The 19,060-nt window shown below is 68.3% G+C and carries 17 protein-coding genes; 13 read left to right on the top strand and 4 right to left on the bottom strand.

Annotation, left to right across the window (positions count from 1 at the left end):
- The first annotated feature begins 14 nt into the window (after window positions 1–14).
- The 5 genes from AB0M22_RS08795 to AB0M22_RS08775 all read left to right on the top strand — a co-directional run bounded on the left by AB0M22_RS08795 (window position 15) and on the right by AB0M22_RS08775 (window position 6,173).
- Window positions 15–449 (top strand): effector binding domain-containing protein, encoded by a 435-nt coding sequence (locus tag AB0M22_RS08795; RefSeq protein WP_364722741.1) that lies wholly within the window; start codon window positions 15–17, stop codon window positions 447–449.
- A 749-nt stretch (window positions 450–1,198) separates the two neighbouring features.
- Window positions 1,199–3,016, top strand: a complete 1,818-nt coding sequence (locus AB0M22_RS08790; protein ID WP_150402822.1) for a bifunctional diguanylate cyclase/phosphodiesterase — start codon at window positions 1,199–1,201, stop codon at window positions 3,014–3,016.
- A 47-nt stretch (window positions 3,017–3,063) separates the two neighbouring features.
- Window positions 3,064–4,023, top strand: coding sequence for a GAF domain-containing protein (locus AB0M22_RS08785; RefSeq protein ID WP_364722739.1), 960 nt, complete (start codon window positions 3,064–3,066; stop codon window positions 4,021–4,023).
- Window positions 4,024–4,114: 91 nt separating this feature from the next.
- The gene (locus tag AB0M22_RS08780; protein ID WP_364722737.1) at window positions 4,115–5,242 is read left to right on the top strand and encodes a glycosyltransferase; all 1,128 of its coding nucleotides are present in this window, start codon (window positions 4,115–4,117) and stop codon (window positions 5,240–5,242) included.
- Between the two features lie 106 nt (window positions 5,243–5,348).
- Window positions 5,349–6,173, top strand: coding sequence for an SDR family oxidoreductase (locus AB0M22_RS08775; protein WP_364722735.1), 825 nt, complete (start codon window positions 5,349–5,351; stop codon window positions 6,171–6,173).
- Here the strand turns inward: AB0M22_RS08775 and soxR are convergent.
- Window positions 6,142–6,627, bottom strand: a complete 486-nt coding sequence (gene soxR, locus AB0M22_RS08770) for a redox-sensitive transcriptional activator SoxR (RefSeq protein ID WP_364722733.1) — start codon at window positions 6,625–6,627, stop codon at window positions 6,142–6,144. The two genes, AB0M22_RS08775 and soxR, sit on opposite strands and share 32 nt — an antisense overlap.
- A gap of 172 nt (window positions 6,628–6,799) precedes the next feature.
- Between soxR and arcA the strand changes: the two genes are divergently transcribed.
- Together arcA and AB0M22_RS08760 are read left to right on the top strand one after the other, a co-directional pair.
- Complete coding sequence (arcA, locus tag AB0M22_RS08765) at window positions 6,800–8,098, top strand: arginine deiminase (RefSeq protein ID WP_223885038.1); 1,299 nt, start codon at window positions 6,800–6,802, stop codon at window positions 8,096–8,098.
- Between the two features lie 7 nt (window positions 8,099–8,105).
- The gene (locus AB0M22_RS08760; protein ID WP_135237604.1) at window positions 8,106–8,465 is read left to right on the top strand and encodes a GntR family transcriptional regulator; all 360 of its coding nucleotides are present in this window, start codon (window positions 8,106–8,108) and stop codon (window positions 8,463–8,465) included.
- On the opposite strand, the gene AB0M22_RS08755 is transcribed toward AB0M22_RS08760, so the two are convergent.
- Window positions 8,462–10,039: a phospholipid carrier-dependent glycosyltransferase gene (locus AB0M22_RS08755; protein ID WP_364724037.1), complete on the bottom strand. Its 1,578-nt coding sequence runs from the start codon at window positions 10,037–10,039 to the stop codon at window positions 8,462–8,464. The two genes, AB0M22_RS08760 and AB0M22_RS08755, sit on opposite strands and share 4 nt — an antisense overlap.
- Before the next feature lie 187 nt (window positions 10,040–10,226).
- Here AB0M22_RS08755 and rsmI point away from each other — a divergent pair, with 187 nt between their 5' ends.
- The 3 genes from rsmI to AB0M22_RS08740 all read left to right on the top strand — a co-directional run bounded on the left by rsmI (window position 10,227) and on the right by AB0M22_RS08740 (window position 12,962).
- Entirely contained in the window at window positions 10,227–11,087 is an 861-nt protein-coding gene (gene rsmI / locus AB0M22_RS08750; protein ID WP_364722731.1) for a 16S rRNA (cytidine(1402)-2'-O)-methyltransferase, read from the top strand.
- 144 nt (window positions 11,088–11,231) lie between these two features.
- On the top strand, window positions 11,232–12,164 hold the full coding sequence (locus AB0M22_RS08745; protein WP_364722728.1) for an SMP-30/gluconolactonase/LRE family protein: 933 nt from the start codon (window positions 11,232–11,234) through the stop codon (window positions 12,162–12,164).
- A gap of 45 nt (window positions 12,165–12,209) precedes the next feature.
- Window positions 12,210–12,962, top strand: a complete 753-nt coding sequence (locus AB0M22_RS08740; RefSeq protein WP_364722726.1) for an isocitrate lyase/phosphoenolpyruvate mutase family protein — start codon at window positions 12,210–12,212, stop codon at window positions 12,960–12,962.
- 66 nt (window positions 12,963–13,028) lie between these two features.
- Here the strand turns inward: AB0M22_RS08740 and AB0M22_RS08735 are convergent, their stop codons facing one another.
- Together AB0M22_RS08735 and metG are read right to left on the bottom strand one after the other, a co-directional pair.
- Window positions 13,029–13,697 (bottom strand): helix-turn-helix domain-containing protein, encoded by a 669-nt coding sequence (locus AB0M22_RS08735; RefSeq protein WP_364722724.1) that lies wholly within the window; start codon window positions 13,695–13,697, stop codon window positions 13,029–13,031.
- A 107-nt stretch (window positions 13,698–13,804) separates the two neighbouring features.
- Window positions 13,805–15,364, bottom strand: a complete 1,560-nt coding sequence (metG, locus tag AB0M22_RS08730) for a methionine--tRNA ligase (RefSeq protein ID WP_364722721.1) — start codon at window positions 15,362–15,364, stop codon at window positions 13,805–13,807.
- Window positions 15,365–15,530: 166 nt separating this feature from the next.
- Between metG and AB0M22_RS08725 the strand changes: the two genes are divergently transcribed.
- From AB0M22_RS08725 to AB0M22_RS08715, 3 genes are all read left to right on the top strand, one after another.
- On the top strand, window positions 15,531–16,358 hold the full coding sequence (locus tag AB0M22_RS08725; RefSeq protein WP_364722719.1) for a TatD family hydrolase: 828 nt from the start codon (window positions 15,531–15,533) through the stop codon (window positions 16,356–16,358).
- 191 nt (window positions 16,359–16,549) lie between these two features.
- Complete coding sequence (locus tag AB0M22_RS08720) at window positions 16,550–17,677, top strand: transglycosylase family protein (protein WP_364722717.1); 1,128 nt, start codon at window positions 16,550–16,552, stop codon at window positions 17,675–17,677.
- A 211-nt stretch (window positions 17,678–17,888) separates the two neighbouring features.
- A complete protein-coding gene (locus tag AB0M22_RS08715) occupies window positions 17,889–19,052 on the top strand; it encodes an alpha/beta fold hydrolase (protein WP_364722715.1) in 1,164 nt (387 codons plus the stop codon).
- Window positions 19,053–19,060: the final 8 nt, after the last annotated feature.

Here is a 19,060-nt window from a genome sequence, read left to right as displayed (position 1 = left end):
AGCGAGGCGCAGTCATGAGTTATGCGATCGCAGTGCGCCACGAGGCGATTTACGGCGGCCTGGTGGTGCCGAGGGTGCGCCCGAGTTTCAAGGTCAGCAACAGCGACCTGATCGAGTTCCTCAAGGACCGGCTGCGCGACCGCAAGGGCGCCGACCGGCCGATGTTCACGGTGTACGTGCCGGACCCGGCGGGCAACTACAACGCGGTGGTCTGTTTCGAGTACCGCGAGCCGGAGGCGGTGCCGATCGGCGATGTCCTGGTGCGCGTGCCGAAGGGCGTCTACGCGCGCTTCGCGCCGAACGGGGACTATCACGATCCGGTGGAGGATGTGTGGGCTCAGGTCGACGACGCGACGGCGTCGGCCGAGATCACCCGGGCCTACCGGGAAGAGATCGAGATCTGGCAGGGGCCGGACTCGGTGGAGCTGTTCATCTCGATCCTGGTCTAGCTTGCTGCTCGTTAGCTGCGCTAGAACCGACCGGTCTCTCTGGTATCTTGCTCATCCACAAGACGGGTTCTGACCAGGGGGAATTTGCGGGGCTGCATCCAGTTTTCGGAAGATTAACCAGACGTCTGGTCAATTCTTGTCCGATGACGGATACTGCCCTAGGCAAACTCGTCCGGAAAGCGGGATTCGGGTGAAGATGTCGACCCCGGTTCGACGACCGCGTAAGGATGCGGAGCAACGGAGTAGGAACAGTATGGCTGTCGAGGCGAGCATCGCCGCCGCGCCGATCCGGGTTGCTGGCGGCTTCGGTGGGACGGTAGCAGGTCATTTCCCACCGGGCCCCGATTCGGGAGATCACCGCTCGACCGATCCGATCTGGTGGGATAATCGGTCTGGTCGGGCAATTGCCGATGAATTGCAAGGCTCACGGATTCGAGTCGTACGGCACGGGCGCCGTACACCGGATACCGGCCCCGGAATGGTGGGGTGACGATGGGTGCGGCCAGCAGCCGAAAAACGCGACTCCCCTGTGCACCGGCCACGATTTTCCCGGATCGCGTGGATACACTGACGTCGCTTCGTTTCTCGGACCTGCTCACAACACCTGAGCATGAGACCATGGCGTTGGTGCCATGCCTGAGCGATTCGGCGGCCGATGCCTGGCGTGGACACCCGTGGATAGCGTGATCGGAGACAAGGTGCCTCGGCGGACGCTCGACTCATTGGTGACCCAGGTCGCCTCCGAGCTGATGGGTGTCGACGCCACGACCATGGCCGAGGCAACCGAACGGGTGCTGGCCCAGCTGGTCGAATACTTCGACGTCGACTTCAGTTATGTGCGCCACACCGACCGGGAACGCCGCGCGTCGCTGCTGATCGCGGAATGGCCGCATCGCCCGCAGGTACCCGATCCGGATCCGCTCGAGGTCGTCTACTTCGAGGGCGCCGATCCGGTGTTCCGCGCGTTCGAGCACGCGACCGAGCCGATGATCGCCCGCCCGACCCCGGAGTTCGCCGACTATCAGGAGACGATGCGCCGCGCCTCCGGCATCCCGGTCGTCACCACGGCCGCGGTGCCGCTGCTCTCGCGCGGCGAGTCGACCGGCGTGCTCGGCTTCATCAAGACCGGCGATCGGCAGTGGAGCACCCGCGAACTCAATGTGCTCAAGGCGATCGCCGCGCTGTTCGCCCAGTTGCAGGCGCGGGTGGTCGCCGAGGAGCGGCTGCGCTACATCGCGCTGCACGACGACCTCACCGGACTGGCCAACCGCCGCGCGCTGCTCGAGCACATGGACGAGCGGCTGAAACCGGGCAGCCCCGGACCGGTGGCGGCGTTCTTCCTCGACCTGGACCGGCTCAAGGCACTCAACGACTTCCTCGGGCACACCGCGGGTGACAACTTCATTCGCACGCTCTCCTCGCGACTGCGCGAGCACCTCGATCCGGACGACATGATCGCCCGCCTCGGCGGCGACGAGTTCGTCATCGTGCCGGCCAAGCCGATGGACGCGGTCGCCGCCGAGGAAGAAGGCACGCGGATTCAGCAGCTCATCGGCCGCCGGGTCACCGTCGGCGGGGAATCGGTGAGCCGCGCGGCCAGCATCGGCGTCGCGGTCGGCATTCCCGGCGAGACCACCGTCGCCGACGTGCTGCGCCGGGCCGACCACGCGCTGCTCTCGGCCAAATCGGGCGGCGGCAACGGCGTTGCCGTGTTCACCGACGCGATGCGCGCCCAGTTCGAACTGCAAGACGACGTCGAGTTGAACCTGCGCGGCGCGGTGTCCGACGGCTCGCTGCTGCTGCACTACCAGCCGGAGGTCGACCTGCGCACCGGCCGGATCGTCGCGCTGGAGGCGCTGGTCCGCTGGCTGCATCCGACCAGGGGCCTGCTGCCGCCCGCGGCGTTCGTCACCGTGGCCGAGGCGACCAACCTGGCCGGTGAGCTCGGGCGCTGGGTGATCAGATCGGCCTGCGCGCAGTTCGCCGAATGGCGCAGACGCGGCCTGGCCGCGAATGTGGTGATGCGGATCAATGTTTCGCCGGTGCAGCTGGTCAGCCTGGACTTCGTGGAACGGATCGAGGACATCCTGCGGCTGTTCGGCATCGATGGCAGCTCGATCTGCCTGGAGATCACCGAGCACGTGGTCGTGCAGGATCTGGCTCGCACGCAGGTGACGTTGCGCGGGCTCAAGCGCATGGGCGTGCAGATCGCGATCGACGATTTCGGCACCGGCTACAGCTCGCTGTCGCACCTGAAGGCGCTCCCGGTCGACGCGGTGAAGATCGACCGCGGCTTCGTGCAGCGCCTCGGCGCCAGCACCGACGATCTCGCGATCGTGAAATCCATTATCGGACTTGCCGGTTCGTTCGGCCTCGGGGTGGTCGGCGAGGGCGTCGAGACCGCGGTCGCCGCGCGCACCCTGGTCGGCCTCGGTTGCTATCGGGCACAAGGCTTCTTGATCGCCCGGCCGATGCCCGCCGACGAAGTGGAAGCGCATCTGGCGGTGGGCCGCATCCCGCTCGATCTCGATCTGCCTCGGGCGAGCCGCGGTACTGCGGGGATATGACCGCTGGCGGCGGGTCCGAACGTCAACCGTCCGAACATGATTGGTTGTTGATCGAGACGCTGGGCCGCACACCGGGCGGTGATGGCACCGAGCCGACCCTGGTGGCCGACGGATCGAAGGTCAAGGATTGGGCGAGCCTGGTGCGGGTCCGCCGGGATCTGCATGCCGCCGCGCCGCAACGGATCGCCGAGGTGGTGCAGAACTGCGTCGCGACCGCGGAGCCGGTGAACCATTGTGAGACAGGGCTTGTCGTGATCGGTGTGCCCGTCCGATGCGCGTTCGACGAGGTGCACGGGGTGCAGGTGTGGGTCGCCGCGAACGAGGTGTCCCCGCCGCCGCGTCCGCGGGTCGCGGCGTGGGATTGGCAGGCCGACACCGAATTGGCGCATCACGGACCGGGTTTGGAGGAGTTGATCTTCGCCCGGGCACCGGAAGCGGTCCGGGTGATCCGGACGCCACCGGAAGCCTTCGGCCGCATGGTGCGGTTCGACGGACGGATCGACTACTTCGAGATGGTCGGCGCGTTCGAGGGCCGACACCAGAGCCAGGTCGACATGGTCGGCGACGACGGCGTCGTGCGCTGCTTCCAGATGGTGACCAGGGCCGATCCGGTCGCCCGCCGGATCAGGGCGCTGATGCGCGAATGCGCGGACGCGGCACCGGCCCGGCCCGAGGTCGACATGGCCATGGTGCGTGCGGTGTCGCAGCGGATCGAGGACGGCGTCGGCTTCGTCGGACTGCACTCCTGCCTCATCTACGAGTGGATCCGCACGCCGGCCCCGCCGCTGGACCGCTGGGCCGTCGAACGCCCGACGGTGCATCCCGACGATCTCGACGGCTTCCGTTCCGCGTGCGCCGATCTGCTGGCGGACGACGCGACGGTCGAACAGCTGCGGTTCCGCGTGCGGTTCGCCGATACCGAATGGATTCCGGTGCGCGCGGAGCTGTCCCCGGTGCCCGCCGAGCGCGGGCACGGGTTGATCCGGGTGCGGCCGGAAGCGCCCTGAAAAGCGGGTTCGCCGGGTCTTTCACGGCTGTTCATGTCGAGTTGGGCGCACCGGTCCCGAAGATAACCCGATTGGCTGCACCATCGGCGAGGTGCGCATAGTTCAGCTTGCGAACTTCTACGGCCCGCGTTCGGGTGGGTTGCGCACTGCCTTGCATCACCTCGGCGAGGGATATGTGTCGGCCGGACACGAAGTGGTGCTCATCGTGCCGGGTGCGCGGCGCTCGGAAGAGCTTCTGCCGACCGGTGTCGTTCGAATAACCCTGCCCGCCTTGGCGATTCCGTGGACCGGCGGTTACCGCGCGGCCGACCCGCGCCGGGTGGCCGACGTGCTCACCGGGCTGCGTCCCGACGTGCTCGAGGTATCCGACCGGCTGACGCTGCGCGGATTCGGCCGCTGGGCCCGCCGGCGCGATGTGGCCGGCGTGATGATCTCGCACGAACGACTCGATCGGCTGCTCGGTCAGTTCATGCCCCGTCCGGCGGCCCGGCGCTGCGCCGATGTGGCGAACGGCCGCACTGCCGCCGACTACGACATCGTGGTCTGCACTACCGAATTCGCGCGCGAAGAATTCCTGCGGATCGATGCGCCGAACGTCGAACTGGTACCGCTCGGCGTCGACCTGGAGTTGTTCAGCCCGCGCCGGCGCGACGGCGCGCTGCGCGCCGACCTCGGCGTGCCCGGACATCCGCTGCTCGTGCATTGCGGCCGGTTGTCGGTGGAGAAGCGGGTGGAGCGCAGCATCGAGGCGGTCGCGGCATTACGCAAGGCGGGCACTGAGGTTCGGCTGGTCGTCGCCGGTGACGGCCCGCGCCGCGAGGCGCTGGAGCGCCGGGCGCGCGCACTACCCGCGCTGGCCAACGGATTTCCCGCCGTGCACTTCACCGGCTTCATCTCCGAACGCGCGATGGTGGCGAAACTGCTTGCCACCGCGGATGTTTCGCTGGCACCCGGACCGCACGAGACGTTCGGCTTGGCCGCGCTGGAGGCACTCGCGGCGGGCACCCCGGTGGTGGCCAGCCGCTCCTCGGCGCTGAAGGACATCGTGACCGCTGAGTGCGGCGCGGTTGCCGAGGACCGTGGCTCCGCGTTCGCGCAGGCCGTCACCGACGTGCTCGCCCTGCCGACGGTCGGCCGCAGGCGCGCCGCCCGCAGTCGCGCCGAGCAATACACCTGGCCGCGGGCGGTCGCCGGAATGCTCGCCGTACTGGGCCGCTGAGCCTTGCCCAAGTACCCTGCGGTGAGCCGATTCGAGCAATTCGAGATGGGGATGCGCAGTGCGAGGTAATGGGCGACCGGGCCGCAATACAGTGCAAGACGCAAAGGTGCTGATCACAGGCGCGGCGAGCGGAATAGGCCGGGCCACCGCGGTGGCCACCGCGAAGGCGGGCGGGCAGCTGGTGCTCACCGACATCAATGCCGCCGGGCTGGACGAGACGGTGGCCGACATCCGCCGCGACGGCGGCGTGGTGCTGGTCGCGCAGGCCTTCGACATCACCGACTACGACGCCGTCACTGCGTTCGCCGAGAAGGTGCACGACGCGCACGGCAGCCTCGACATCGTGATGAACGTCGCGGGCACCTCGGCCTGGGGCACCGTGGAGAACCTGGAGCACAAGCACTGGCGGCGGATGGTCGACGTCAACCTGATGGGCCCGATCCACGTGATCGAGAACTTCGTGCCGCCGATGGTGCGCGCGGGCAAGGGCGGGTCGCTGGTCAACGTCTCCTCGGCGGCCGGGCTGCTCGCCCTGCCCTGGCACGCGGCCTACAGCGCGAGCAAGTACGGCATCCGCGGCGTGTCCGAGGTGCTGCGGTTCGACCTGGACCAGCACGGCATCTCGGTGCACCTGGTGGTGCCCGGCGCGGTGGACACCCCGCTGGTGCACAGCGTCGAGCTGGTCGGCGTCGATCGGGAGTCGCCGAAGATCCAGCGGCTCACCCAGTCGTTCACCAAGCACGCGGTGTCGCCGGAACACGTGGCGTCCTCGATCCTGCGCGGCGTCACCCGCAACCGGTTCCTGATCTACACGTCCTTCGACATCCGCTTCGGCTACTGGTGGGCGCGAAAGTTCGCGCTGCCCTACGAGATCGTGATGCGCCGCGCCTCGGCCCGGTTCAGCCGGTTGCTGGGCGCGCAGAACAGTTGAGCTGCACGTCGAGCACGCGCGCGCCGGGACCCTCGGTGCCGAGCCGGTCGTGTTCGTTGACCAATTTGCAGCTGCCGAGCGACAGGCAGCCGCAGCCGATGCAGCCGGTCAGGTTGTCGCGCAACCGAATCAGCTGAGTGATGCGGTCGTCGAGGTCCGTGCGCCAGTTGGTGGACAGCGTCTCCCAGTCGCGCCGGGTGGGGTTGCGGCCTTCGGGCAGTTGATCGAGGGCGTCGCGAATTTCACTGAGCGGGATGCCGACCCGCTGCGAGATCCGGATGAAGGCGACCCGCCGTAATGTCTCGCGCGCATATCTGCGTTGATTCCCGCTGGTCCGGCGGCTGCTGATGAGTCCTTCGCGTTCGTAGAAGTGCAACGCGGAAACTGCTACTCCGCTACGCTCGGAAAGCTGCCCGGGGGTCAGCTCCTTCGCTCGCCAATCGGCTGTCGACATGCACGCTCCTCCATTCCCCTCAACAATACTTGAGGTTAGGATCGGCTGGGGGGGAAACGGACCGCTTCGGCAAGTCGCCGGAATCCGGGAGCGAGCGACCTCACACACGGCAAGACGGCAACGAAGGCCCGAATTACGTGCTCTTGTGGCCGCGGCGAACTACGGTCTGAGCATGGGAGCAGACGCTGTGCCCGCGCGGCACGGAGAGGACTCGGACGCGGACGGGCTGGACCCCGACAGTCCGGGCACGCGGTTGACGGTGACCTCCGAGGTCGGCACGCTGCGTACGGTGCTGCTGCATCGGCCGGGTGACGAGCTGCGCAGGCTCACCCCGCGCAACAACGATCAGCTGCTGTTCGACGGCATTCCCTGGGTAGAGCGGGCGCAACAAGAGCATGACGCGTTCACCGGGGTGCTGCGTGACCGCGGCGTCGAGGTGCTGCTGCTGGCCGACTTGCTCGCCGAGACCCTCGCGGTCAGCGGCGCGGCCCGGATCCAGGGCATTTCCGCCGCCGTGGACGCGCGCAGGCTCGGGCATTCGCTGGCCGACCAGCTCGCCGCGTTCCTGCGCGGCGTGCGGGCCAGGGACCTGGCCAACATCCTGATGGCCGGCATGACCTTCGACGAGCTGCCGTTCGGGCCGGATGCCACCTCGCTGGTGCGGCGGATGCACCACGGCGCGGATTTCGTCATCGATCCGCTGCCCAATCTGCTGTTCACCAGGGACTCCTCGTTCTGGATCGGGCCGAGGGTGGCGATCACCTCGCTGGCGCTGCCCGCGCGGATCCGGGAGACCTCGCTCACCGATCTGATCTACGCCTTCCATCCGCGTTTCCTCGGGGTGCGCCGTGCCTACGAATCGCATACCGCGCCGATCGAGGGCGGCGATGTGCTGCTGCTCGCGCCCGGCGTGGTCGCGGTCGGCGTCGGCGAACGCACCTCACCTGCGGGCGCGGAAGCGTTGGCGCGCAGCCTGTTCGACGACGATCTCGCGCACACAGTGCTGGTCGTCCCGATCGCGCAGAACCGGGCGACCATGCACCTGGACACCGTCTGCACGATGGTCGACAGCGACGCGCTGGTGATGTACCCCGCTGTGCGGGACTCGTTGTGCGCGTTCACCATCGAACGCGAGGACGACTACAGCGCGCGCAACGGCGACGGCAAGGTGGCGATGAGCGGACCCGATCCGTTCCTGGTCGCCGCGGCCAAGGCGATGGGCATCGACAAGCTCCGGGTGATCGACACCGGGCTGGACGGCGTCACCGCCGAACGCGAGCAGTGGGACGACGGCAACAACACGCTGGCGCTCGCGCCGGGCGTGGTCGCCGCCTACGAGCGCAACGAGATGACCAACGCGCGCCTGGAAGACGCCGGCATCGAGGTGCTGCGCATTCCCGGCTCCGAATTGGGTTCCGGTAGAGGCGGACCCAGGTGCCTGTCCTGTCCACTCTCCCGGGATGAGTTGTGATCCAGTCATGTTCAACATCACCGTGTCGCACGAGTCGGCCGTCCCGCCCTACGAGCAGTTACGCATGGGGATCATCGCCAAGGTGCGCTCCGGCGAGCTGACCGCGGGCACCAAGATCCCCACCGTGCGCGCGCTCGCCGCGCAACTCGGCCTCGCCCCCAACACGGTGGCCCGCGCCTATCGCGAGCTGGAGGCCGACGGCGTGGTCGAAACCCGGGGCAGACAAGGCTCTTTCATCGCCTCGTCGGGCGACCCGACCCGGGATGTCGCGGGTCGCGCCGCCACCGCCTACGTCGCCACGGTCCGTCGTCTCGGGCTCGACGACGCGGCCGCGCTGCGCTATGTCAAAGCGGCACTGGAGGGTTAGCGCCAGCTGGGTAGCCAGAGGTGATCGTGCCAATTGCCCGGCGTGATCGGCAGTGCGGTAAGAATCGGCCAGAGCCAGATGAAGTTGGCGATCACCAGGGCCAGATAGAGGCAGACCGCGAGCAGGCCGAGGGCGTGACGTTCGTCCGGCGAGACGGGTAGATACGTGCCGACGGGGCTGCGCGGCACGGCTATTCGGCGCGAGGGGCCGAGGATGTCGCCGAGCACCAGGGCCATGCCCATCACCAGGAACGGCGCGAGGGCGACGGCGTAGAAGTAGTACATCTGCCGGTCGAGGGTCAGGAACCAGGGCAGCAGGGCAGCGCCGTAACCGACCAGCACCGCGGCGTAGCGCCAGTCGCGGCGAACCACGGTGCGCCACAACATCCAGGCGATCACCGGGAAGGCGAGCCACCAGATCGCGGGGGTGCCGATCAGCATGACGGCCTTGACGCATTGGGTCTGGCCGCAGCCGCTGACCCCGTTGTCGGCGTAGTAGTAGAGCATCGGCCGCAGGCCCATCGGCCAGGTCCACGGCTTGGACTCCCACGGGTGATGGTTGCCGGCCGAATTGGTCAAGCCCTCATGGAATTCCAGGGCTCTGGCGCTGAAATACCAGAGCGAGCGCAAGGCGTCGGGGATCCAGCTGAAGTATCCGCCGGTGCCGATCGGTTCCGTCGGGGCGGACGGATTGCCGACCATGTATCGATCGATGCCGGTTTCGCTGGCGAACCAGGCCCAGTACGTCGCGAGATAGACCCCGAGCGGAATCAGCACCAGCGCGTACAGCGCGGGTCCGACATCGCGGATCCCGGTACCGAACCACGGATTGCGCACCCCGTAGGCCCGCCGCGCCGCCACATCGAAGCAGACGCTGAGCAGGCCGAACGCGACGATGAAGTAGACGCCGGACCATTTTGTCCCGCAGGCCAATCCGAGCAGGATGCCCGCGCCGAACCGCCACCAGCGCACGCCCAACCGCGGGCCCCACGGGGTTTCGCCGATCCGGCCTTCCGCATCGGCCCGCGCCATCCTGGCCCGCACCTCGTCCCGGTCGACGATCAGGCAACCGAAGGCCGCGGTGGCGAAGAACGCCAGGAAGATGTCGAGCATGCCGATGCGCGAGGAGACGAAGGTGGTGCCGTCGGCGATCAGCAGGATGCCCGCGATCGCGCCGATCAGGGTCGAGCGTGCCAGTCGCCGCACGATCCGGATCACCAGCAGGATCAGGATGGTGCCTGCCATCGCGGAGGCGAAGCGCCAGCCCCAGCCGTTGTAGCCGAACATCGCCTCGCCGATCGCGATGAGCTGCTTGCCGACCGGCGGATGCACCACCAGCCCGTAGCCGGGGTTGTCCTCCACCCCGCCGCCGTTGAGCATCTGCCAGCCCTGCGGCGCGTAGTGCTTCTCGTCGAACACCGGAGTGCCCGCGTCGGTCGGGTAGTTGAGCATGGTGAACCGCGTCACCGCGGCGATCGCGGTCAGGAACGCGGTGACCAGCCAGCCGCGCAGCCGGTCGGTCGGGCCGAAATCGGGGGCCGGCCGCCGCGGCGCGGGGCTCGACCAGGAGGGCACGGCCCCGAACGGAGCGTTTGCGCGCTGGTCGGTCACCTGTGTCACGTACCGATCGTATGCTGTGCGGGCCGCGAGGTCCCGCAGCGGTGAGCCGTCGATCGCGCCACGGCCGGAGGTTCGCGGCGCCCCGCATGTCTTAGGCTGCGAAGGTTCGGTAGGCGCCGGGCGTGGTCGAGACAGGAGTGCGGTGACGGACGAGGCGACAGGGCCGGGCAGGCTGGTGCTCGCGGCGACACCGATGGGCGACATCGGGGACGCCTCGCAGCGGCTGCGTGACGCGCTCGGGTCGGCCGACATCGTCGCGGCGGAGGACACGCGGCGCACCAAGTCACTGGCGAAGTCGCTGGGGGTGGAGATCACCGGACGGGTGGTCAGCTTCTACGACCACGTGGAGATCGCGCGGATTCCGGCGTTGCTCGCCGATATCGAGGCCGGACGCACGGTGCTGCTGGTGACCGACGCGGGCATGCCGTCGGTCAGCGACCCGGGCTATCGATTGGTCGCGGCGTGTGCGGAGCGGGACCTGCCGGTGACCTGCCTGCCGGGGCCGTCCGCGGTCACCACGGCGCTGGCGCTGTCCGCCATTCCGGTGGAACGCTTCTGCTTCGACGGCTTCGCGCCGCGCAAGGGCGGCCAGCGCCGGGAGTGGTTGCGCACGTTGGCCACCGAGCCGCGGGCCTGCGTCTTCTTCGAGGCGCCGCACCGGCTGGCCGACTGCCTGGCCGACGCGGTCACGGTGCTCGGCCCGGACCGGCGCGCCGCCGTCTGCCGCGAACTGACCAAGACCTACGAGGAGGTCATCCGCGGCACCCTCGCCGAGGTCGCCGCCTGGGCCGTCGACGGTGCCCGCGGCGAGATCACCGTCGTTCTCGAAGGCGCACAACCCAGATCCGCCGATCCGGCCGACCTGGTCGACGCGGTCGAGGCGCTGACCGCCGGGGGCGTCCGCCTCAAGGACGCGTGCGCGCAGGTCGCCGGCGAGCACGGCGCGTCCCGCAACGAGCTCTACGACGCGGTGCTGATCGCCCGCCGTGACGGCGAAGACTGAGGTGCGGCTGGTTTGTGCGGCCGGACAGGGGCCTGAGCGAAATCTGGGCATGCGCACAGGGGTCTGAGGTTTCGCGGACTTCGCATCGAACTGCCGATATCTTGAGCGCAGGCGCCGGAGTCGGTGCGAGGGGAGAACATTCGGATGGCGATTCACCATGCCTTGGTCAAAAGCGTGCTGGCCGTGGGCGTTGCGCTCACGCTGGTCTCCGGTGCCGGAGTGGTCGGCGCCGAGGAAGTCGCCGGTGCCGCGTGCGGTCGGTGGGCCGCGTCGCCGGTGGCGTCCGGCTTCGGCGTCTTGGAGAATCTGGCGTTCGACGGACACGGCGGCCTGCTGCTGTCCGAGGTGCCCGCCTCCGGCAGCGGGGGAGCGGTGCACCGTCTCGGTGCGGACGGATCGCGAGAAGTGCTGGCACAGGCCAGTTCTCCGGGCGGCATCGTGGTGGCCGGCGATACGGCGTACTTCACCACCGGTGGCTCCTTGAGCAGCGGGTTGTCCGGGCGGGCCGACGGCACGATCGACGCGCTCGATCTCCGCCAACGCACCGTCTCAACCGTGGTGACCGGCCTGACCGCGCCGAATGGTCTGGCGCAGTTGCCCGATGGCAGCTTCGTGGTCAGCCGGGACCTGGGCTCGCCGACCACCCTCACCCGGATCGCCGGAAACGGCTCCGGCGCACAGCCGTTCGCCGCCGAACTGACCTCGACGAACGGCATCGCCTACGCCGCGGCTCGTCGAAAACTATTCGTGTCAACCACCTTTGACCCGGAAACCACCCTGGCCGCGATCGACCTCGACCGCCCGGACGCCGCGCCCCGCCGCATCACCCTCCCCGGCTTCGGCCCGCTCAACGCGGCCGACGATCTCACCGTCGGCCCCGACGGCGACATCTATCTCGCCTTGAACGCCGCAGGTCGCGTCATCCGCGTCGACCCCGACACCGCGGCCGCCTGCGTCATCGCCGACGGCCTCCCGTTCGCCACCTCCGCCCGCTTCGGCGCGGGGCCCGGCTGGGATCCGCGTGCGCTCTACGTCACCAGCTTCACCGGCGCCGTCACCCGCCTGACGCAGCCCTGAGGGCGCGCCATGGTGCGCACCGCGGGGACGCGGCATGATCGTCCTATGACCTCTCTGGAAAGCAAGGCCAAGGCCTTCCTCGCACTGCACCGTCCCGGTGATCCCGCCGTGCTGCCCACCGTGTGGGACGCGTGGTCGGCGAAGGTCGCGGTGGACGCCGGGTTCGCGGCGCTCACCGTGGGCAGTCATCCGGTCGCCGACTCGATCGGCCGTGCCGACGGCGAGGGGATGACGTTCGCCGAGTTGCTCACCCGGGTCCGGCAGATCACCGAGGCCGTCGAGGTGCCGGTGTCGGTCGACATCGAGTCGGGTTACGGCCTCGAGCCGGCCCAGCTGATCGAAGGGCTGCTGGAGGTGGGCGCGGTCGGCCTCAACATCGAGGACACCGTGCACAGTGAGGGCAAGCGGCTGCGCGCCCCGCAGGAGCACGCCGACCTGGTGCACGGCCTGCGTCAGTTCGCCGATGCCGCCGGGGTGCACGTGGTGGTCAACGCCAGGACCGATCTGTTCCTGCGGCAGGACGGCGACGAGGCGGATCGCGTCGACCGCGCCATCGAGCGCCTCGGTCTCGCGGCCGCGGCCGGCGCCGACGTCTTGTTCCCGGCCGGCGCCCAGGACGACGCCGCCGTGCGCAGGCTGACCAGTGAACTGCCGCTGCCGATCAGCATGGTCGGACTTCCGGACAAGTCCGACAAGGCGCTGCTCGCCGATCAGGGCGTCGCCCGGATCAGCTTCGGGCCGTTCTTGCAGCGCGCCCTCACCGCGGAGATCGAGCGCCTGCTCGGTCGCTGGAAGTAGCCGACGCGACGGGCGATTCGCCGACGCGGATCGTCCGTTCGGGAAAATCGGAGCGGGGCAATGCTTTCAGGCCGGCAGGCCGAGCGTCTGGTGGACGAACTGGACGAACAGGGGCGCCAAGGCGGGCACGTGCGCGGGGCCGTCGGACACGATGACTCGGCGGGTGCGCTCGCCGATCGCGTCCGGGATCAGCGCGATCAGCTCGTCCGAAACCTCCGGCAGGCGCGGATCCGCTTGGCGCGCTTGGTCGTAGAAGTAGCGGTACAGCAGGGCGAAGCGGTCGACGGCCAGGTCGCGGTAGTCGACCGCGGCCTGGTTCACCTTGAACGATTCGACCAGGATCAGGCGAGCGAAATCCGGTTCGGTGGCGACGGTTTCGCAGAACGTGCCGACGATCGACTCGATCATGGCGCGCACGCCGGCCGCCGGCGCGAGCTGCGCCAGCTCCTCGGTGATCCGGGTTTCCACGATGTCGACGCCGGTGTGCACCGCCTCGACGAAGCACTCCTCCTTGTTCGCGAAGTGCTCATAGAAGGTGCTGCGTGAAACCCGTGCCCGGGCAACGATATCGGTGAGCGTGGTGGCGGAATACCCCGCGCCGGCGACGCATTGGACCATCGCCTCGATGAGTCGCCCGCGCTGGGAGACCAGGACGGCGTCGCGCGCCGCCCGATGCCGGTCGGCAAAGCTGTTCTGCGGCACGGGTGTCGAGTCGGTCGCCTGTTGTCGGCGCATGGGTGCTCTCCCTGTTCGGCGAACATGAGTATTCGTAACCCAGCATTATGCGACTGCGCGCCAGGGGATTACGCGTCGGTGCCCATGTTCGCCGATTCGGGTGCGGGTCAGTCCTTGGGCTCGATGTACTTGGGGTACACCGGTTCCGGTGCGGGCAGCAGCACGCCCGGCACGATCGGCGTGGCGATATCGGCGAACGTGCGCTCCTGCTGACCGAGCTGATCGAGGATCTTGCTCGCCGAACCGGGCATCACCGGCTGCACCAGGATCGCGACGATGCGCAGCACCTCGAGCGTCACGTACAGCACCGTCGCCTCGCGGGCCAGGTCCTCCGGCGTGCCGGACTTGGCCAGCGCCCACGGCGCCTGCGCGGAGAAGTACTTGTTCGTCTCGCCGAGGGTCAGCCAGATCGCCTCCAGCGCGAGATGCATTTGCTGCGCGTCGTATTCGGCGCGGCAGCGGTCGAGCAGCCCGTTGGTCAGGTCCAGCAGCTTGCGGTCCGCGTCGGTGAATTCACCCGGCGTCGGCACCACGCCGCCGCAGTCGCGCGCCACCAGCTTGGTGCTGCGCTGGACCAGGTTGCCGAACTCGTTGGCCAGGTCGGAGTTGATCCGGCCGACGATCGCGTCGTGGCTGTAGCTGCCGTCCTGCCCGTAGGAGATCTCGCGCAGCAGGAAGAAGCGCACCGCGTCGACGCCGTAGGTCTCGACCAGTTCCAGCGGGTCGACCACGTTGCCGACCGACTTGGACATCTTCTCGCCCTTGTTGTACAGGAACCCGTGCACGAACACGCGTTTCGGCACCTCGACGCCTACCGACAGCAGGAAGGCCGGCCAGTACACGGTGTGGAACCTGGTGATGTCCTTGCCGATGATGTGCACGTCGGCGGGCCAGAACTTCTGGAACGCAGCGGATTCCGTGTCCGGGTAGCCGACGCCGGTGATGTAGTTGGTGAGCGCGTCCACCCACACGTACATCACGTGATCGGGATGGCCAGGCACCGGCACGCCCCAGTCGAAGGTGGTGCGCGAGATGGACAGATCCTTCAGCCCCGCCTTGACGTAGCTGACGATTTCATTGCGACGCGTTGCGGGCGCGATGAATTCGGGATGCTCTTCGTAGAGCGCGAGCAGCTTGTCCTGGTAGGCGGAGAGCTTGAAGAAGAAGTTCGACTCCTCGGTCCAGGTGACCGGCGTCTTCGACTCGGTGGAGATCCGGCTGCCGTCCTCCAGCAGCGTGGTCTCCTCCTCGGTGTAGAAGGCCTCGTCGCGCACCGAGTACCAGCCGGAGTAGTTGCCGAGGTAGATGTCGCCGTTGGCGAGCATCCGCTCCCACAGCGCGACGCTGGCCGCCTGGTGGTCCTCGTCGGTGGTCCGGATGAACCGGTCGTAGGAGATGTCCAGGGTCTTGTCCAGCGCCTCGAACACGTCGGAGTTGCGGCTGGCGAGCTCCTCCACCGGGATGCCCGCGGCCGCCGCCGCCTGCTGCATCTTCTGACCGTGCTCGTCGGTGCCCGTCATGAAGAAGACGTCGAACCCGTCGAGCCGCTTGAACCGGGCGATGGCGTCGGCCGAGATGTACTCGTACGCATGCCCGATGTGCGGCGCACCGTTCGGGTAGGCGATGGCCGTGGTGATATAGAAGGCGGGGCGGTCAGCTGCGCTCATGCCTGCACCTCGCTGACGCTCGGTTCCGGCATGACCGCATGGGCGGCTGTGTTGATGGTTCGCTCGCTTCGCTCGCTCATGGTGTGTCTACTGTAATGCGCGTGGTTTCCTACACTCACGCGAATATCCCCGGCGCCGGTTCCCCCGTGTCCTGCGGCGGTTTTCGATGAGTAACAAGCGCCCGGCGCCTGCCTTGCCGGAGCCCCTCGCCCCGATCATCGACGCGCACACCCACCTCGACGCCTGCGGTGCGACGGACGCGGCGTCCACCACGGCGATCATCGACCGTGCCGCGTCGGTGGGCGTCGGCCAGGTGGTCACTGTGGCCGACGACCTCGCCGCCGCGCAATGGGCTGTGCAGGCCGCGCACTGGGACCCGCGCGTCTACGCCGCCGTCGCCCTGCACCCGACCCGGGCCAACGCACTCGACGACGCCGCGAAGGCCGAACTCGAACGCCTCGGCGCCGACCCGCGCGTGGTCGCGATCGGCGAGACCGGCCTGGACTACTACTGGCCCGGCAAGCTCGACGGCTGCGCCGACATCGAGACCCAGGTCGAGGGCTTCCGCTGGCACATCGACCTGGCGAAGCGGCTGGGCAAACCGCTGATGATCCACAACCGCGAGGCCGACCACGATTTGCTGACCGTGCTGCTGGACGAGGGCGCGCCGGACACGGTGATCTTCCATTGCTTCTCCTCCGACACGAACATGGCGCTGGCCTGCGTGGCCGAGGGTTATGTGCTGAGTTTTTCCGGCACGGTGAGTTTCAAGAATGCGCACGAGTTGCGTGAGGCCGCGAAAGTCGTACCGGACGAGCTGATTCTGGTCGAAACGGACGCGCCGTATTTGACGCCGCATCCATTCCGTGGTGCTCCCAACGAATCTTATTGCCTGCCGTACACCGTTCGGGCATTGGCGGAACTACGCGAACAGGACGCGGCCGAATTGGCGAAGATCACCACCGCGAACGCGCGCCGCGTGTACGGAATCTGACAAATCCGCTATTTTCCGGCTATTTGAGTACCCGCAAGGGGGCTGGATATACCCAGTGTGTCTTAGGTCACATCGGTAGGCATATATCGTGATCAACCTGCGGCAGCGATATCTGTTCGTGATATTGAAAGACCCAGCTGAAGCAAGTGAAGGTTGTCTACCCCCAAACCCCTCGTTATCGTACTGTGACCATGTCCCCATTCACGCGAATCAACCAGTCACGATCGCCGCTGCTGTACGCGGCGGTCGGCGCGCTGTTGATGACGCTGATCGTCGGCGCCGGCCTGGCGATCGTGAACCGCAAGACGGTGACCGTCGTCGTCGACGGTGAGAAGCGAGTCGAGACGACGATGTCGCTGGACGTCCGCGGTGTCTTGCGGACCGCGGGCTTCGCCGTGACCGAGCGCGACCGGGTCGCCCCCGCGCTGGCCGCGAAGATCGGCGACGGCGCGACCATCACGCTCAACCGGGCGCGCGAGGTCCAGCTGATGGTCGACGGCCAGGCGCGCAAGGTGTGGACCACCGGGCTCACCGCGGGCGAGGCGCTCGAGCAGCTGAGCCTGCCCCATGAGGTGTACGTCTCGCCCAAGCGGGACGAGAAGCTGCCGCTGGAGGGCGCGGCCCTGAATGTCGCGACACCGCGATCGGTCTCGCTGCTCGACGGCATCGGCGCACCGGTCGACGTGCGGCTCGCCGCGCCGACGGTCGGCGAACTCCTTGCGGTGGCGGGCATTCCGCTGATCGAGCAGGACACCGTCGAGCCCGCCGCGACCACCCCGCTCACCGACGGTGTGCGAATCACGGTGACCCGCAAGCGAATCGAGAACCGGACCGAGACGCTGCCGCTCGACCCGCCGGAGAACGTGATCGAAGACCCGGAGATGAACATGAGCCGCTCGGTGGTGGAAACCCAGGGCGCGCCCGGCGTCCAGGACGTCACCTTCGCGGTCACCATGGTCAACGGCACCGAGGTGGACCGCAAGCCGATCGCCTCGAACGTGACGGTGACCGCGCAGCCGAAGACCGTGCGCAAGGGCGCCAAGCCGGGCACCGAGGTGCCGCCGGTGCGCGACGGCTCGACCTGGGACGCGCTGGCCCGCTGCGAATCCACCGGCAACTGGAACATCAACAACGGCAACGGTTACTACGGCGGCATCCAATTCGACCAGGGCACCTGGGAACGCCAGGGCGGACTGAAGTACGCACCCCGCGCCGACCTCGCCACCCGCGAAGAGCAGATCGCCATCGCCGAGATCACCCGCGCCCGTCAGGGCTGGGGCGCCTGGCCCGCCTGCACCAGCCGCCTCGGCATCAGCTGACCGCAGCCGCACCCCTTCTGATTTCTCGCACCGAAAATCGCATGCGATTCCAGGTGCGGCAAATCAGAAGGCGTGCGGCTGCTCACTGCTCGGCGGTCCTTGGTGTTGCCTTCGGTTGGCCGGGTTGTCACGGTGAGCTGGCAGTATCTCGTTGATCTGTACACTCGTCCAGGTTTGTGACGGTGTGGGTCGGGTCAGTGAGGTGTGGTCGATGAGGGTTGTTCAGGGGTTCCGGCGTGTTGTGGCTGTGGCCACGTTGTCGGCGAGTGCGGCGTTGTTCGTGAATGTTGCGCCGGCGCAGGCGGAAACTCCGGGGTCGCTGATCTCGATCGCGGCCCAGCCCGACGGCTGGCACGGGGTATCGGGCGGCTCGGTGCTCGAGTACTGGATGCGCGGCTCGGACGGCACGCCCCGGCCGGCCAGCGGCGCGCTGTTCGTGCCGAAGGGCACGCCACCCGCCGGCGGGTGGCCGGTCATCGCCTACGACCACGGCACTAGCGGCCTCGGCGCGGGCTGCGGCGGCCAATCCGCCCCGGAAAGCCATCCGTACCAGCAGATCAGGTCCAAAGAGGACCAGCTGATCCAGGGCCTGCTCGAGCAGGGCTTCGCCGTGGTCGCCCCCGACTACCTCGGACTCGGCCGCTTCGACACCGGCCCGCACCCATATCTGGAGATCGCCACCGAGGCGACCGCCACCATCGATCTGTTGCGCGCCGCCCGCGCCACCAACCCCGACCTGTCCCGCACCTGGGCCGTGCTCGGTGTGTCGCAGGGCGGTCAAGCCGCGCTCGGCACCGGCCACCGGCAGGCGATCGACGCGCCCGACCTCGACTTCCGCGGCACCATCGCGATCGACCCGGAATCGGACGTGGAGAAGATCCTCCCGCTGGCCGGGCCGATCATCCCCACGATTCCCGGCAACGACGGCGCGCTGAGCTTCTTCGTCAGCATCCTGGCCGGCTTGCGCGCCGCCCGCCCCGACGTGCAGGTCGATCAGTACCTGACCCCGCAGGGCCGCGCGGTTCTGGACAGCGTCGGCACGCTGTGCCTGGACGGCATCATCGACCGCGTGCACGGCCTCGGCGTCGGCGACCTGCTGGCCCGGCCGCTCGGCCAGGAACCCATCCGCTCGGCACTCGACCAGTACCTCACCGTGCCGACCTCCGGCTACGACGCGCCGATCCTGTTGCTGCTCAACGTCACCGACACCACCGTCCCGTCGCCGTTGCACGCCGCGCTCGCCGCGCAGTTCGCCGCCAACGGCGTCGACTTCCGGACGGTCACCGGCACCGGCAAGCACACCCAGCTCAACGCCCCGATGCAGGCGGCCATCGACGAGTTCCTGAACCACATCGAGGCCACCCCGGCCGAGTAGCAGGTGCC

It is taken from the genome of Nocardia sp. NPDC051756, assembly GCF_040681495.1.
Lineage (GTDB): Bacteria > Actinomycetota > Actinomycetes > Mycobacteriales > Mycobacteriaceae > Nocardia.
Note: the sequence above shows the minus strand (reverse complement) of the source record. Positions and strands in the feature narration are given on the sequence as shown.